Source organism: Marivivens sp. LCG002 (assembly GCF_030264275.1).
Taxonomy (GTDB): domain Bacteria; phylum Pseudomonadota; class Alphaproteobacteria; order Rhodobacterales; family Rhodobacteraceae; genus Marivivens.
Genome location: NZ_CP127165.1, coordinates 340,495 through 355,000, shown reverse-complemented (window position 1 = coordinate 355,000; position 14,506 = coordinate 340,495). Strand labels below are relative to the sequence as shown.

Here is a 14,506-nt window from a genome sequence, read left to right as displayed (position 1 = left end):
TCGACTACGACAGCTGATAATTACGGCACCACACAAAGGGAGAGTTCTTCCGCTTGGCACGTGATCCGCGTCAGAAAGAAGATTACCTTGGACCACTCCGTCGTCTTTTGACGGGAGTGGTTCTTCTCATTTTGCTTGCTGTCTTTGTCGTTTGGCGGGTCGATAGCCCTCGGGTCGAACGGTTCCGTGCTGCAGTCGTGGACCGTTTCGTGCCATCGCTCGATTGGATGATGGTGCCTGTGACGGGGACAATCAATCTTGTGACCGACTTCAGGTCCTACCAGCGCCTTGCCGAACAGAACCGCGATCTACGGCGTGAACTCCAAACGATGAAAGCATGGAAAGAGGCGGCGCTCCAGCTTGAACAGGAAAACGCAAAGCTGCGTGATCTCAACAAGGTAAGTCTCGACCCTAAGCTCACCTATATCACCGGTATCGTTTTGGCAGACAGCGGTTCGCCTTTCCGTCAGTCCGTTCTCTTGAACGTCGGCGCGCGGGACGGGATCGTTGACGGATGGGCCGCAATGGATGGAATCGGTCTTGTCGGGCGGATCGCGGGCGTGGGACAGGAAACAAGTCGAGTCATTCTGCTCTCCGACACCTCGAGCACTATTCCGATCACTATTCAGCCTTCGGGACAAAGGGCTATTCTGGCGGGCGACAACACGCTTGCACCACCGATCGAGTTTCTAGAAGACCCCGATCAGGTCCGTCCGGGGGATCGCGTCGTCTCGTCGGGGGATGGCGATGTCTTTCCGCCCGATCTTCTTGTCGGGCAAGTTGTTCTTGGGTCGGATCGAAGGCTGCGCGTCCGTCTGACTGCCGACTTCGAGCGTCTGGAATTCCTGCGGGTGCTCCGCAATCAAGGACGTGAAACGATTACAGATACCGGGTCGTTGATCGAGAGCAGCCAGCCTTCGTTCGAGCCAATGGGACCCAATCCCGAAACAGACGAAACGCAAGCGAATTCAGATGGTTGAAGCCCCGATCATGCGAATTTGGTTGGGGGTGGCCTCCTACCTCGGACTCGGTTTGGCGGTCTTGGTTTTTCGAATGCTTCCCCTTGGGACCGAACCTGTCGCCATTCCATTTCCAGACCTGTTGATCAGCATGACGTTGGCATGGGTGGCGCGCCGCCCAGACCTTGTTCCATTCTGGGCCATCGCCGTGCTCTTCTTTGTCGCGGACCTTCTTTTGATGAGACCGCCGGGGCTCTATACAGGCGTCGTGCTTATTGCGACCGATGTTCTGCGCCGCCAGACCGACGGGATGCGCAATCTTCCGTTCGTGCTTGAATGGATGGTGATCGCCGCGACATTGGTTGCGATCACGGTCGGCTATCGTGCTGTCTTATTTGTGACCTTTACGCCAATGGCGCCTTTGGGGCTAACTCTGCTACAATTGGTGATCACCGCTGTTTTCTATCCGCTGATTGCAGGCGCCCTCCAGCTCCTGCTCGGGCTCAGAAAACCTGCGCGTGGAGAAGTCGATACCCGAGGTAAGCCCCTATGAAGCGCCCCCCAAAGGATTCCGCCGAAAGCGCCAGCATCATCGGCCGCCGCGCGCTCATCATCGGTGGCGCACAATTCGCCGTCGCAGGCGCATTGGCAATGCGTATGCGCTCGATGCAAATCGAACAGGCCGACCAGTATCGGCTTTTGGCAGAAGAAAACCGTATCAACATCAGGCTTCTTCCACCTGCACGCGGACTTATCCATGACCGCAATGGAATATTGCTTGCGGGGAACGAGCAGAACTACCGGATCGTCATGATCCGCGAAGACGCGGGCGACGTCGAGGCCGTCATTAAAAAGCTGCGGACACTCGTGCTTCTGGACGACGCAGATGTGGAACGTGCGCTAGAAGAGATGAAGCGGCGCTCGGCCTTTGTGCCTGTGACGCTTGCCGAACGTTTGACATGGGACGACATTGCGCGCGTCACGGTGAATGCCCCTGCTCTGCCCGGTGTCGTGCCCGAAGTCGGCCTGAGCCGTATCTACCCCAGAGGCTCGGACTTTGCGCATGTGGTCGGTTACGTCGGTCCGGTGAGCGACTATGACCTGAGCCGACTTGACGACAAAGATCCGCTTCTCCAGATCCCCAAGTTCCAGATCGGGAAAACAGGTGTCGAGAACAAGCTCGAGCGCACGCTTCGCGGATCAGCCGGCACCAAGCGGATCGAGGTAAATGCACTTGGCCGCGTAATGCGCGAACTCGACCGCGAAGAAGGCATACCAGGTTCGGATGTTCAGCTTACGATCGACGCTGATCTTCAAACATATGTCGAAGCACGGCTCGACGGCGAATCCGCAGGCGCGGTGGTCATCGACCTCGAAACGGGCGATCTTCGGGCCTTGGCCTCTGCTCCGACCTTTGACCCCAACCTTTTCGTACGCGGCATCTCGGTCAAAGATTGGAACGAGTTGAACGAAAACATTTACCGACCGCTGGCAGCAAAGGCCGTGCAGGGGTCCTATCCGCCCGGTTCGACATTCAAGATCGTCACGGCGCTCGCCGCGATCGAGGAAGGCGTACTTGATCCCGAGGAAACCATCTATTGTCGGGGATATACCGAAGTTTCGGGCACGCGCTTCCACTGCTGGAAACCCTCGGGTCACGGCAACGTCGATCTGCACGAGAGTCTCAAGCAAAGCTGCGACTGTTACTACTACGAAGTCGGCCAGCGCGTAGGCATCGACAAAATCGCGGAAATGGCGCGCAAACTCGGGCTTGGGGTGCGTCACGACCTTCCGCTTTCGGCTGTCTCCGAAGGGCTTGCGCCCGACAAAGCATGGAAAGCGTCCGTGCGCGGCGAGGATTGGCGGATCGGGGATACGGTCAACGCATCCATCGGCCAAGGTTATGTGCTTTCGTCCCCGCTTCAGCTTGCCGTGATGACCGCACGCGTTGCGACAGGTCGGAACATCGTGCCGCGCCTGATCAAAACGATTGATGGGGTCGAGCAACCAATCGAGGGCAATGAGAGCCTTGAGTTGAATGAGAATACATTGCGAAGGCTTCGCAGTGCGCTCGATGCCGTGAGCAACCATTCGCGCGGCACGGCCTATCGTTCGCGCATTCTGGCCTCTGAGATGCGGCTTGGCGGAAAGACAGGGACATCGCAGGTGCGCCGCATCACAGCCGAAGAGCGCGCACGCGGTGTCACTCGCAACGAAGACCTTCCTTGGGAACGCAGGGACCACGCGCTTTTCGTCGGGTTCGCCCCTGTCGAAAACCCCAGATACGCGGTGTCTGTAGTGGTCGAACATGGAGGCGGCGGTTCGACTGCGGCAGCCCCGATTGCCCGCGATATCCTGCTCCAAGCTCTCTACGAAGGGACGCCCCCACTCGAAGCCTATCCTTCCGACGTCAGGGGCCGTATCTCAGAACAACAGCAGCGGATCAGGAACCACGTTGCACCCGGTTCGATACCGTTCGTGAACAGAGCTTAGGGGCGGTAGATGAGTTATCTCGAGTATAACGCCAAATACGTGCCGACGGGCGTTCGCAAACTGCTCTACTTCAACTGGCCCATCGTGATCCTGCTCATCGCAGTCGCCTGTGCGGGCTTTTTGATGCTGTATTCGGTCGCCGGCGGCAACGTGAACCCATGGATGGAACCCCAGCTCAAGCGGTTCGGCTTCGGCATGGTGCTCATGATGATCGTCGCTCTCGTTCCGATCTGGTTCTGGCGCAGCCTCGGCGCTCTCGGCTATTTGCTTGCGCTTCTTCTTCTCTTTTATGTCGAGTTTTTTGGCCATGTCGGCATGGGCGCGCAGCGCTGGATCGATCTCGGCTTCATGAAGCTCCAGCCTTCTGAGCTTGCCAAGATCACACTCGTCGTATTTCTGGCGAGCTATTATGACTGGTTGCCGATCAACAAGACCTCGCATCCGATCTGGGTCATAGTGCCTGTAATCATTATCCTTGTGCCGACCGCGCTTGTTCTCAAACAGCCCGATTTGGGAACGTCGCTTCTCTTGCTGCTTGGCGGCGGCACCGTGATGTTCGCAGCAGGCGTCCATTGGGGGTATTTCGCCACAGTGATCGGAGCGGGAGTCGGGGCCATCTATGCCGTATTCCAAAGCCGCGGCACCGAATGGCAATTGCTCAAAGACTATCAATTCGCGCGGATCGACACCTTTCTCGATCCTGCCAACGATCCCTTGGGGGCGGGCTATCACATCACGCAGGCCAAGATTGCACTCGGGTCGGGCGGCTGGACGGGGCGCGGCTTTATGCAAGGCACGCAATCGCGGCTCAACTTTCTTCCCGAAAAGCACACCGACTTTATCTTTACGACATTGTCGGAAGAGTTCGGCTTTATAGGCGCGATCACATTGCTTGCCCTTTATATGCTCATCATCGTGTTTTGCATCGTCACAGCGCTGCGCACCAAGAACCGTTTCGCGTCACTCATGACCATCGGAATTGCGATGACGTTCTTTCTGTTTTTTGCCGTGAACATGGCGATGGTAATGGGTATGGCGCCCGTTGTGGGGGTCCCGCTCCCGCTGGTGAGCTATGGTGGATCGGCGATGCTGGTTCTCTTGGTGGCCTTCGGCCTTGTTCAAAGCGCACATATCCATACCCCGAGATGATCAACGTCCTCCTGTCCGCACCCAGATCCTATTGGGACGCCTATGCCCCACTCTTGCCGAAGGCTTGCGCAAAGCTAGGGCAAAAAATCGACCTACGCCAAGATCACGCGCCCGAGGATGTCGATTACATCGTCTATGCTCCGAACAAGGCGTTGACCGACTTCAGGCAGTTCACGCGATGCAAGGCTGTTCTGAGCCTCTGGGCAGGGGTCGAGACGATCGCCCCGAACGCCACTCTGACACAACCGCTCGCGCGGCTTGTGGACACGGGCTTGACCCAAGGCATGGTCGAATGGGTGACGGGGCATGTTCTGCGCCATCATCTCGGGATAGATCGGCATATCAACGCTCAAAGCCGCTCATGGACCCATATCGTGCCTCCGCTCGCAAGCGAAAGGAAGGTAACGATCCTCGGGCTTGGCGAACTTGGAAGCGCTTGCGCAAGATCGCTTGCGGCGCTCGGCTTCGAGGTGACGGGCTGGTCGCAAAGCCGCAAAGAGATCCCGGGCGTTCGGTGTCTTTGGGGGAGCGAGGCACTTCGGCTCGCTCTTGAAACGGCGGAAATCCTTGTCCTTTTGCTCCCTTTGACGGCACAAACCGAAAACCTCCTCGATAAGGAGAGGCTTGCGCTCCTGCCGAAAGGAGCAGTGGTCATCAATCCTGGTCGCGGTGGGTTGATCGACGATGCGGCTCTTCTTGCTGCGCTCGAGAGCGGCCGCGTAGGACATGCGACCTTGGACGTTTTCCGTATCGAACCGCTCCCGCAGGACCATCCCTATTGGGCACATCCGAATGTGACCGTGACCCCACATATCGCGAGTGCGACACGGCCCGAAACGGCGGTCGCCCAGATTGCGGAAAACATCAGGCGCGGCGAAGCAGGGCTTCCGCTTCTCAATCTCGTGGATCGCGCGCGCGGGTATTAACGGATCCGCGGCGGCTTGGACGGGTCCATACCGGGGTTGGCCCCCGGTGTGGCGGGAACTTCGGGCTCAGGCATATCGAACCGCAAACCGACGCGAGCGGCCCTTTGGGCAAAGTCGTCGTCCGCTCCGAGGAACACGACATCGAGCGATCCCGCTTCGACGCCCGAAAAAGTCAGCGCTTCGTTCATGGCATTTGCAAGCGCGTGTTGGGCTTCGGGAAGGGCATCGAGCACTACGAGCATGAATCCACGCACGCCACTGTCATAGACGACGCCGACCAAAATCGCGGCCTTGGCGAGGCCCGTAGAGGCGGCAAGCTTGCGGTCAATTCCGACGACCACCGCCTCGGGGAGACCCTTTGGCGCGAAAAGCTCTACAGGACGCGCTTCTGCGAAATCGGGGCGCTCTGCCAATGTGCCCAAGAGCCAATCCATTGCGGTCGGGTCCACCAGAGTTTCTCCCCCCTCCACTCCGATGTTGAGCGCAAGGCCGACACCTTGTCCTGCGACCATCTGGGCGATTCCCCGCCCCGAGAGACTCACATAGGGCGCGCTGCGTTTGGCGAAATCGGCCAGACGCTCTTCGCGGTCGAAAACCAAGAGAAAGGTGAGGTCGGCATAATCCACCGTTTCGGGCTTGATGTTGTCACCTTCGGGTTCCTCTTCCAAAAGGATGAACAGCTCTGTATCGGCCAGACGCTCGTAAAACTTCAATCGGGCCACGTCGCTTTCGGGCGCGGCATTCATTTGGTGCAGGGCACTATCAAGTTCAGTTTGCATCAAGGACTTCCCTTAACCTTCGGCGCAACTCTGGCAGCAAATCAGCCTCGAACCACGGATTCTTCTTGAGCCAACCCGTATTGCGCCAAGACGGATGGGGCAAGGGAAAGGCGTTCGGCATAAAGTCGCGCCACGCGGAAACCGTATCGGTAAGGTTCGTTCGCACTCCCAGATGCCACTTTTGCGCATAGCCACCGACGAGGATTTTCAGCTCGACCTTGTCCAGTTCGGGCATAAGGCGCGGATGCCACGTACGGCGGCAAATCGCGGGCGGAGGAAGATCAGCGCCTTTTGCGTCATATCCGGGAAAGCAAAACGCCATGGGAACAATCGCGATTTTCGTTCGATCATAGAACGCCTCCTCGTCGATCCCGAGCCAGTCCCGAAGTCTGTCCCCCGAAGGATCGGTAAAGGGGCGGCCCGATTGATGCACGCGTGCACCAGGTGCCTGACCTGCAATGAGCACCCTTGCCGTCTTCGAGGCCCAGACCACAGGCCGCGGAACATGCGCGGTTGCCGTGCCCGCAAATCGGTCGCGGCACAGGCGGCAGTCTTCGATTTGCCGAACGAGGTCTTGCATTTTAGGCCCATTCCTGTGTTTTTCAGAGCGCAAATGGAGATGCCAAGGCGCAAAGGCGGTATCGGGACTCTCCAAACCGTTGTAGGAACCGTTCAGTTACGGTAACCGCAACCAAGCAAATATTTTGGGGAGTAAGTATGTACCGCGTCTGGAACTTTCTGACGAACTATTCACTCTTGCTCGTGATCGGCGCGATTATCGCTCTTATTTGGGCGAACGTCGACCACGCAAGCTATGAACATTTCGTCGAATTCGTCATCGTCGACGATTTCTTCATCGGCCATCTTCATGATGGGCACCGCACGCTGACCCTGCATTATCTGGTCAACGATGTCCTAATGGCGTTCTTCTTTGCCATCGCGGCCAAGGAAGTCTGGGAAGCCATCATTCTTGAAAACGGCTCTCTGCGCGGCAAAAAGGCGGCCACGCCGCTTGTTGCAACAGTCGGCGGCATGCTTGGTCCGATTGCGGTTTACCTCGGGCTTGCGGCGTTCCTCGGCTCTGACATTTATGACGCTGTCGCGCGTGGCTGGGCGATCCCGACCGCGACCGACATCGCATTCTCTTACCTCGTCGGTCGTCTTGTGTTCGGTGCAGGTCACCCTGCGGTGCGCTTCCTTCTTCTGCTTGCCATCGCGGATGACGCAGGCGGCCTTATCATCCTTGCGATCTTCTACCCCTCGGGCGAGCTTGCCCCCGAATGGCTTCTGGTTTCGCTCGCAGCCGCGGTTGCGGTGTTTATTCTGGCCAACTGGCTTCCGCGCTATCTGGACCGCGGCAACCAACTTCGCCCGAATTCCACTTGGGTGCGCAATAAGCTCTCGTTCTGGCCCTATCTTATCGCGGCATGCGTGAGCTGGTATGCGTTTCAGGAGTCGGGCATCCACCCTGCCCTCGGTCTTTTGCCGATCGTCCCGACGATCCCGCACGCAGACCGTGCCTTCGGGATCTTCTCCGAAGCCGAAGTCTATCTCACGGATCTGCTCAACCATATCGAGCATTCTCTCAAGCATCCCGTCGAGATCGTTCTGTTCTTCTTCGGTTTGCTGAATGCAGGCGTCGCATTTTCGGCCATTTCCGAGCCGACCTGGCTGGTCCTTGCGGGTCTCTTGATCGGTAAGCCCTTGGGCATCATGCTCTTTGGGGCGCTCGCGGCTCATGTGCTCAAGCTTGGACTGCCCGCAGGCATGCGCACCATCGACCTCTTTGTTATCGGCTGTGTTGCTGCGATCGGCTTTACCGTTGCTCTCTTCGTAGCCTCGGTCGCGTTCCCTGCGGGCGCGGTGCAAGACGCAGCCAAGATGGGCGCCTTGTTCAGCTTCGGCGCGGCGATCGTGTCGATCATCGCGGGCCGTGTGACCGGCGTGAAAAAGGTCGAAGACTAATATTATCGGCTCTTCCGACGTAACAGTCGGGAGAGCCTTTTATAATTTCGGTATAAAATTGCCGTATGTTCATTCATAATGAACACAAAGCTGGCGAAGATCAGCACCAAGACTGAAGTGATCCCACAGGAGCAGCATTAGGGATGCTCGAGTTCGAGAATGTGAGCAAATCTTTCTGGACGGGAAAGCAGCGCAAGGTCATCTTGGATCGCGCCTCTTTTCGTGTGGAACTCGGGAATTCTCTGGGAATCCTAGCTCCGAACGGAACCGGAAAAACGACGCTCATCAATATGATGGCGGGACTGGAAAAACCCGATGAGGGACGCATTTTCCGTGGGTGCCGTATTTCGTTTCCGCTCGGGTTCATGGGCGGCGTGGTCAACAAGCACACCGCGACCGAAAACGTGCGCTATATCGCGCGGCTCTACAGTCTTGATCCCGACTATGTCGAAGCCTTTTGCCGCTGGCTTTGCGGGATCGACGAATATTTCGACATGCCTGTCGGAACGTATTCCGCGGGTATGCGCTCGCGTTTGACCTTTGCGCTTCTCCTCGCGCTCGACTTCGACATGTATCTCATCGACGAGGGCATGCCGAGCACGATGGACGCCGAATTCAATGCCAAGGCCAGTGGGATTCTCCGAGAGCGCCTTGAAAATACAACCGTGATCATTGTGTCCCACCAAGCCGATGTGCTCGAAAAATTCGCCCGTTCTGCGGCGGTTCTGATGCACGGACAGCTCCACATGTTTGATACCTTGGAAGAGGCAAAGCAGCTCTATGACTATGAAACCCAAGGCTAACAAATTCCGTATTCGCCGCAGCTCGCCGACATCGGCAAGTGCGCCGTCCATGGCCGCGCCGCAAGAACAGGCCGCCTCGCCCGCACCGCAACCCGCCCCGCAGCGCCCGCCGGAGCAGCCCTCGCCTGCTTCGATGATGATGGGTCAGGTGTCGAGCGCAGCCGAGGAAAGCGCCGAAACCGATCTCAACAAAATCAAGCAAGAGGGGCTCACAGGTCGCCAGTTGCGCATGGCGCGGCGCGTGGCCCAGAAATACGGGCTCGCCGTCACTTCCGATTTTGATGCGGTCAGCCAATTGCGCGCACGCGGGATCGACCCCTTCGAGCGGTCTTCCATTCTAGAGCTCGTCGCGCCGGGAGGAGGCAAGACGCCGCCGCCAAGCGGCCCGGCACAAAGTCCGATCACGCCGCAACCGAACAAGGTCCAGCTGCCGCAGACCGTGCCCGTTCAGTCCAAAGCGTTGACCCAAGCGGCTCCGCCTCAGGGATATACACCCGAGCGCCGCGCCAGCGAAATCGGCCGCATTCAGGCAGAGATGCTCAAGCGTCGCCGTAAGAACATCGCAATGATGCTCACGCGGCTTGCTATGTTTGTTCTGTTCCCGACCGTGCTGGCCGCCTATTACCTTTTCTTCATCGCAACGCCGATGTATGCCACCAAGACCGAGTTCGTGATCCAGCAGGCCCAATCCGCCTCTCCTTCGGCAAGCGGGCTTGCGGGGCTGTTTCAGGGCACATCCATGGCGACCCAACAGGACAGCACCACGGTGCAATCCTATCTCGCCTCGCGCGCGGCCATGGTGCGGCTTGACGAAGATCACGCCTTCAAGGCCCATTTTTCCCAAGAGTCGATCGATCCGATCCAGCGGCTTGATCCCGAGGCGACAAACGAAGAGGCATTCAAGCTTTACCAGAAGCACGTGAAAATCGGGTATGACCCGACCGAAGGAATTGTGCGGATGGAGGTCATTGCCGCCGATCCCGAAACCTCTCAGGAATTCTCGGAGGCGTTGGTCCGCTATGCAGAAGAGCAAGTCGACCAGCTGACCGCACGTCTGCGCGAGGATCAGATGCGCGGCGCTCAATCAAGCTATGAGGTTGCCGAACAGCGTCGTCAGGAAGCGCTTCAAAAACTCCGTGACGTGCAAATCGAAGCGGCCACGATCGACCCAACCGGTGAAAGCGCTGCGCTCATGTCGCGTATCACCACGCTCGAAACCCAGCTCGACAAGCTCAACATCGAGCTTCAGAGCCTTTTGTCCAACGCACGACCGAACCAGGCCCGCGTGGACGGTGTGCGCCAGCAAATCAGCCTCCTCGAGGAACAGGTCGCGACCCTGCGCAACCAGATGACCACCACGACGGGCGAGGTGTCTTCGCTGGCTGAAACCAATGCCCGCCTGCGCGAGGCTGAAGAGAATTACCAGTTCCAGATCGCAATCGTTCAACAGGCGCTCACCATGATGGAAACCGCGCGTCTGGAGGCGAACCGTCAGGTCCGCTATCTCAGCATCGGCGTGGAGCCGATTGCGCCGGACGAAGCCACCTATCCCAGAGCCTTCGAGAATACGCTTGTCGCCTTCCTGCTTTTCGCAGGGCTCTACCTGATGGTCTCGCTCACAGTGGCGATTCTGAAGGAACAAGTCTCCTCATAGGGAATAAGGGGCCTTCGGGCCCCTTGTTTCTAGCGTGGGATGCCTCTCCTAGCCCTTTGGAATATATTACTTTTTGCGGCTCAGGATCGACGCAGAAAAAAACAACGAATTGCCGACTTTTTTCGCATTCGGCTCTTGATCATACACCCCGTTCATCGTATTCAGCACCCCGCTGATGGGGCGTAGCCAAGTGGTAAGGCACCGGTTTTTGGTACCGCGCACCGTAGGTTCGAATCCTACCGCCCCAGCCAGCTCTCTCCCGCAAAAACAAGTCATGCCGCCGCAAAAGCGACGACGTTTCTATTTGCATGTGGGGAGGCTTCAGCGTGCGGGACGGCTCTTGAAGACGGGCAATGTCCAGCCGAAAGCAATCGCGGCACCGCGCAAGACAATCGCAACGGCAAAACCGATTGCAGAGCTTATTTCAAGCGACAGGCCGAAGGCATGGAGCAAGACGACCGTCGTCGCTCCAGTTGCTGCGGCGGTGACATAGATATCGCGTTTGAGAATGATGCTCGGCTCTTGGGCCAAAAGATCGCGCGTGATCCCCCCTGCCGAAGCCGTAAAGACGCCAAGCACGACGGCCACCAATCCCGATGTTTCGAGCCCGATGCATTTGACTGTGCCTGCAATCGCCGCAAAGGCCATGCCAAAGGCATCGAGCCAAATAATGACTTTGATACGCGACTGGAAAATCGGGGCGATAAAATGCATCAGCGCAGCCGCGACAAGGCTGGCAATCAAAGCCGCTGGCGAGACGGTCCAAAAGACGGGCTGATCAAGGATGAGATCACGCAGCGTGCCGCCACCGACACCCGCGGCGGCACCGAGCCAGAGAAACCCCAAGATATCCATCTCTTTACGCGAGGCCGCCAGAGCGCCTGTGATTGCGAAGACCACAGTCGCAAAAAGATCGAGGGTGTAGAGCATCAGAGAGTCGAGCCGAGCCAGAGAGTTATTCCAGGGAACAACACAAGCACGGCAAGGCGCACCAAGTCCACCGCAATAAAGGGCACGAGACCTTTGAAGATCTTGGTGACGGGCACATCGGGCAGAACCGCCTTGAGCACGAAAACATTCATCCCGACAGGCGGCGTGATAAGCGCAATTTCCGTTGCGACGATCACGACAATGCCGAACCAAACAAGATCGAAGCCGTTTGCGACCACGATCGGCGCAAAAAGCGGAACAAAGATCAGGATGATCGCCATGCTGTCCATGACACAGCCGAGCACCAGAAAGACCAAGAGGATCGCAAAGATCAGCGCGGTGCCTTCAAGCCCTGTGCTTTCCACGAGCCCGAGAATGCCCGAGGCAAGCCCCGACATGGTAAGCAGCTTGGAGAGCATCAAAGCGCCGAAGAGCACCGTATAGAGCGAAACCGAGGTATAAGCCGTTTCGATGATCACCTCACGCAGCGTCTTGAGGTTCAGTCTTCCATGGAACGTCGCAATAAGGATCGAGAGGCCGGCGCCCATGCCCGCAGCTTCGGTCGGTGTGAACCATTTACCGTATAGGCCGCCGATGATGAGGCCGAACAAAAGGAGGAACGGCCAGACACCTGCGAGTGATTTGAACTTTTCGCTCCAGCTGACCTTTTCGCCCTTTGGCGCATGATCGGGGTTGAGGGCGGCGACAAGGCGAATAGCCCCCATATACATCAAAAGCCCCAGAAGACCGGGGATGACCCCAGCCACAAAGAGATGGCCGATGTTGGTCTGGGTCAGGATCCCGAAGATCACCATGATGATCGACGGCGGGATAAGAATGCCCAGCGTGCCGCCTGCCGCAATGGTGCCCGCACCCAATTCGTCCGAATACCCGTATTTCTTCATCGACGGATAGGCGACCTTGGCCATGGTTGCAGCGGTCGCATAGCTTGACCCGCAGACCGCGGAAAACCCCGAACAGGCGACCATCGTCGAAAGAGCAAGCCCGCCGCGCACACTCCCGACAAAGGCATAGGCGGCGCGAAAGAGGTCATGCGCGATTCCAGTGCGAGAGATGACATTGCCCATGAGGATGAACATCGGCACCACGGCCAGGTCATAGGACATGACCGCCTCGGAAATCGTCATCGGCAGAAGGCGGAATGCGATATTCCAGTTGGTGGCGATACCGAGCCCGACAATCGATGTGCCCAAAAGGGCAAAGGCCAGCGGCACCCGCAAGAAGGCGAGAAGAATGGCAACAGCCATGGAAATAAATCCAACGATCATAGTCCTGTTTCGCTTTTCTCGGACCCGAGCGGCCCCTTGAAGAAAGTGACGATCACCGCAACAGCCGAAAGAGCGCAGCTTGCCGCCATATAGAAGTAGATGGGTTTGCGCGGTATCCGCAGCGCTTGGCTCACTTCTTTGATCTGGCCCGCATTCAACGCGTGTTCGACAAAGAGCCAAGCAGTCAGGCAAAGGATCGCGGCAATGAGACCTGCTGTTGCGGCTTTCCAATAGCGAAAGATCGACCGATCCAGCAGTTTATCGAAGATATCTACGGTCAGATGTGCCCCTGCAGCGGTCACAATCGGTAGACCGGCAAAGACCATAAGTCCCATAAGATGCTCGGTGACATCATTGGCGCCATAAATCGGGCGGCCGAAAATACGACGACCAATCACATCGAAAAACGTAAGCGCGACCATGACTGCGACCAAAACCACGATCAGAGTTTCGACGGCTCTTTTGATTTTGATGACTGGGCTGTCCATCCCGACCTCCGAGTGAAATTGCAGGCAGGGACGACCCTGCCTGCATCGAGCTTAGTTCGCCAATTCGTTGTAAGTCGATTGGAAGAAAGCAAGCATGGCTGCAGGGTCTTCGACACCTGCGTCTTTTGCGGCGACCTCCCAATCGGCGACCATATCACCATAGACAGCATCGGCAGCAGCGATGAGTTCGGGAGAGGCGTCCACGATCTCGTGACCGGCTGCGCCCAGCTTCTCGAAGGCCGAGGCGTTCTGGAGATCGAACTGCTCGCCCCATGCCTTGGCAAAGATTTCGCCCGAAATGCTGTCGATTGCGGCTTTGTCCGCGTCCGAAAGCGCATTCCAGCGACCTTCATTCATCGCAACAAAGAAGGTCGCATCATAAAAGCCGTTCGGGAAAATCGTGTGGTGGGTCAGGCTCTCGTCGAGCCGGAAGTTCACGACCGACTCCATTGTGTGGAGCGAGCCGTCGATCACACCGCTGTCGAGCATCTCGTAGGCTTTGGTTGCAGGTGCCGCGACCGGCACAGCACCGAGTGCAGTCAGAAGACGTTCCTGGATCGGTCCGCCCATACGGAACTTTTGGCCTGTGACTTGGTCCGGGCTCGTGATTGTGGCCTTGCCGTGGTGCATCTGGCCGCCACCGAACATGCCGACGGTGAGCATATGAACACCCGCATAGGCTTGGTTGTTCTTGAGGAACTCTTCATAGGTCCGCCACAAGGCAACGGATTGAGCCGTAGCGTTGGTGCCGGCGTTGGGGAATTCCGCGAACCACATCGAGACGAACCGTTCGGGTTCATATGTAAAGTTGCCCCAAGTGATGTCCGCTACGCCCGTGCGTGCAAGCTCCCAGTGTTGCGGCGGTGCGCCCAGAGCGGCAGGAAGAATTTCGATCGTCACGCGACCTTCGGTGACCTCTGCAACCTTCTCGGCATAGGGCGCAAGGATGTCCGTGTAGAGAAAATGCGTCGGCGGGACCCAGCTTGACATTGTAAGCGTCTCGGCCTGTGCCGAAAGCGCAGTGATCGAGCAGCTCGCGCTCACAGCGATAAGAAGATGTTTCATGTTTTC

The 14,506-nt window shown here is 57.7% G+C and carries 15 protein-coding genes and 1 tRNA gene (1 of these 16 cut by a window edge); 10 read left to right on the top strand and 6 right to left on the bottom strand.

From position 1 onward, the window contains the following. The 6 genes from QQG91_RS01840 to QQG91_RS01815 form a co-directional block, all read left to right on the top strand. On the top strand, nucleotides 1-17 hold the 3' end of the coding sequence (locus QQG91_RS01840) for a rod shape-determining protein (RefSeq protein WP_285771284.1). 1,021 nt of this gene lie to the left of the window's left edge; only the last 17 of its 1,038 coding nucleotides appear in the window; the start codon falls outside the window, past its left edge; its stop codon occupies nucleotides 15-17. Nucleotides 18-53: 36 nt separating this feature from the next. After that, entirely contained in the window at nucleotides 54-980 is a 927-nt protein-coding gene (gene mreC, locus QQG91_RS01835; RefSeq protein WP_285771283.1) for a rod shape-determining protein MreC, read from the top strand. 130 nt (nucleotides 981-1,110) lie between these two features. Next, entirely contained in the window at nucleotides 1,111-1,512 is a 402-nt protein-coding gene (locus QQG91_RS01830; RefSeq protein ID WP_285771282.1) for a rod shape-determining protein MreD, read from the top strand. Then, the gene (gene mrdA, locus QQG91_RS01825) at nucleotides 1,509-3,452 is read left to right on the top strand and encodes a penicillin-binding protein 2 (protein ID WP_285771281.1); all 1,944 of its coding nucleotides are present in this window, start codon (nucleotides 1,509-1,511) and stop codon (nucleotides 3,450-3,452) included. The genes QQG91_RS01830 and mrdA overlap by 4 nt, the downstream gene beginning before the upstream one ends. A gap of 9 nt (nucleotides 3,453-3,461) precedes the next feature. Next, the gene (gene rodA / locus QQG91_RS01820) at nucleotides 3,462-4,601 is read left to right on the top strand and encodes a rod shape-determining protein RodA (RefSeq protein ID WP_285771280.1); all 1,140 of its coding nucleotides are present in this window, start codon (nucleotides 3,462-3,464) and stop codon (nucleotides 4,599-4,601) included. Then, nucleotides 4,598-5,527, top strand: coding sequence for a 2-hydroxyacid dehydrogenase (locus QQG91_RS01815; RefSeq protein WP_285771279.1), 930 nt, complete (start codon nucleotides 4,598-4,600; stop codon nucleotides 5,525-5,527). Before rodA ends, QQG91_RS01815 begins: the two co-directional genes overlap by 4 nt. Here QQG91_RS01815 and QQG91_RS01810 read toward each other — a convergent pair. Further along, the gene (locus tag QQG91_RS01810; RefSeq protein ID WP_285771278.1) at nucleotides 5,524-6,306 is read right to left on the bottom strand and encodes an SseB family protein; all 783 of its coding nucleotides are present in this window, start codon (nucleotides 6,304-6,306) and stop codon (nucleotides 5,524-5,526) included. The genes QQG91_RS01815 and QQG91_RS01810 overlap by 4 nt on opposite strands. Next, complete coding sequence (locus tag QQG91_RS01805; RefSeq protein ID WP_285771277.1) at nucleotides 6,296-6,886, bottom strand: uracil-DNA glycosylase family protein; 591 nt, start codon at nucleotides 6,884-6,886, stop codon at nucleotides 6,296-6,298. The genes QQG91_RS01810 and QQG91_RS01805 overlap by 11 nt, the downstream gene beginning before the upstream one ends. Before the next feature lie 137 nt (nucleotides 6,887-7,023). Between QQG91_RS01805 and QQG91_RS01800 the strand changes: the two genes are divergently transcribed. The 4 genes from QQG91_RS01800 (at nucleotide 7,024) to QQG91_RS01785 (ending at nucleotide 10,979) form a co-directional block, all read left to right on the top strand. After that, nucleotides 7,024-8,271 (top strand): Na+/H+ antiporter NhaA, encoded by a 1,248-nt coding sequence (locus QQG91_RS01800; RefSeq protein ID WP_285771276.1) that lies wholly within the window; start codon nucleotides 7,024-7,026, stop codon nucleotides 8,269-8,271. A gap of 143 nt (nucleotides 8,272-8,414) precedes the next feature. Next, nucleotides 8,415-9,074 carry an ABC transporter ATP-binding protein gene (locus QQG91_RS01795; RefSeq protein ID WP_285771275.1) on the top strand — a complete coding sequence of 220 codons (660 nt, stop codon included), beginning with the start codon at nucleotides 8,415-8,417 and terminating at the stop codon, nucleotides 9,072-9,074. Beyond that, on the top strand, nucleotides 9,058-10,728 hold the full coding sequence (locus QQG91_RS01790) for a KpsE/RkpR family capsule polysaccharide export protein (protein WP_352232110.1): 1,671 nt from the start codon (nucleotides 9,058-9,060) through the stop codon (nucleotides 10,726-10,728). Before QQG91_RS01795 ends, QQG91_RS01790 begins: the two co-directional genes overlap by 17 nt. 176 nt (nucleotides 10,729-10,904) lie before the next feature. Next, nucleotides 10,905-10,979: transfer RNA gene (locus tag QQG91_RS01785), tRNA-Gln, on the top strand. Between the two features lie 70 nt (nucleotides 10,980-11,049). Here the strand turns inward: QQG91_RS01785 and QQG91_RS01780 are convergent. The 4 genes from QQG91_RS01780 to QQG91_RS01765 are packed head-to-tail and all read right to left on the bottom strand — an operon-like array spanning nucleotide 11,050 to nucleotide 14,500. Further along, complete coding sequence (locus tag QQG91_RS01780; RefSeq protein WP_285771273.1) at nucleotides 11,050-11,658, bottom strand: trimeric intracellular cation channel family protein; 609 nt, start codon at nucleotides 11,656-11,658, stop codon at nucleotides 11,050-11,052. Continuing rightward, on the bottom strand, nucleotides 11,658-12,947 hold the full coding sequence (locus QQG91_RS01775; protein WP_285771272.1) for a TRAP transporter large permease: 1,290 nt from the start codon (nucleotides 12,945-12,947) through the stop codon (nucleotides 11,658-11,660). The genes QQG91_RS01780 and QQG91_RS01775 overlap by 1 nt, the downstream gene beginning before the upstream one ends. After that, nucleotides 12,944-13,435, bottom strand: a complete 492-nt coding sequence (locus tag QQG91_RS01770) for a TRAP transporter small permease (protein ID WP_285771271.1) — start codon at nucleotides 13,433-13,435, stop codon at nucleotides 12,944-12,946. Before QQG91_RS01770 ends, QQG91_RS01775 begins: the two co-directional genes overlap by 4 nt. 51 nt (nucleotides 13,436-13,486) lie before the next feature. Continuing rightward, nucleotides 13,487-14,500 (bottom strand): TRAP transporter substrate-binding protein, encoded by a 1,014-nt coding sequence (locus QQG91_RS01765; RefSeq protein ID WP_285771270.1) that lies wholly within the window; start codon nucleotides 14,498-14,500, stop codon nucleotides 13,487-13,489. Nucleotides 14,501-14,506 lie beyond the last annotated feature (6 nt).

Bases quoted from the DNA above. Each gene is read 5' to 3' on its own strand.
- QQG91_RS01790 (WP_352232110.1), top strand. From the start codon at position 9,058: ATGAAACCCAAGGCTAACAAATTCCGTATTCGCCGCAGCTCGCCGACA.
- QQG91_RS01795 (WP_285771275.1), top strand. From the start codon at position 8,415: ATGCTCGAGTTCGAGAATGTGAGCAAATCTTTCTGGACGGGAAAGCAG.
- QQG91_RS01800 (WP_285771276.1), top strand. From the start codon at position 7,024: ATGTACCGCGTCTGGAACTTTCTGACGAACTATTCACTCTTGCTCGTG.
- QQG91_RS01815 (WP_285771279.1), top strand. From the start codon at position 4,598: ATGATCAACGTCCTCCTGTCCGCACCCAGATCCTATTGGGACGCCTAT.
- QQG91_RS01830 (WP_285771282.1), top strand. From the start codon at position 1,111: ATGACGTTGGCATGGGTGGCGCGCCGCCCAGACCTTGTTCCATTCTGG.
- QQG91_RS01810 (WP_285771278.1), bottom strand. From the start codon at position 6,306: ATGCAAACTGAACTTGATAGTGCCCTGCACCAAATGAATGCCGCGCCC.
- QQG91_RS01805 (WP_285771277.1), bottom strand. From the start codon at position 6,886: ATGCAAGACCTCGTTCGGCAAATCGAAGACTGCCGCCTGTGCCGCGAC.
- QQG91_RS01775 (WP_285771272.1), bottom strand. From the start codon at position 12,947: ATGATCGTTGGATTTATTTCCATGGCTGTTGCCATTCTTCTCGCCTTC.
- mrdA (WP_285771281.1), top strand. From the start codon at position 1,509: ATGAAGCGCCCCCCAAAGGATTCCGCCGAAAGCGCCAGCATCATCGGC.
- QQG91_RS01770 (WP_285771271.1), bottom strand. From the start codon at position 13,435: ATGGACAGCCCAGTCATCAAAATCAAAAGAGCCGTCGAAACTCTGATC.
- QQG91_RS01780 (WP_285771273.1), bottom strand. From the start codon at position 11,658: ATGCTCTACACCCTCGATCTTTTTGCGACTGTGGTCTTCGCAATCACA.
- QQG91_RS01765 (WP_285771270.1), bottom strand. From the start codon at position 14,500: ATGAAACATCTTCTTATCGCTGTGAGCGCGAGCTGCTCGATCACTGCG.
- rodA (WP_285771280.1), top strand. From the start codon at position 3,462: ATGAGTTATCTCGAGTATAACGCCAAATACGTGCCGACGGGCGTTCGC.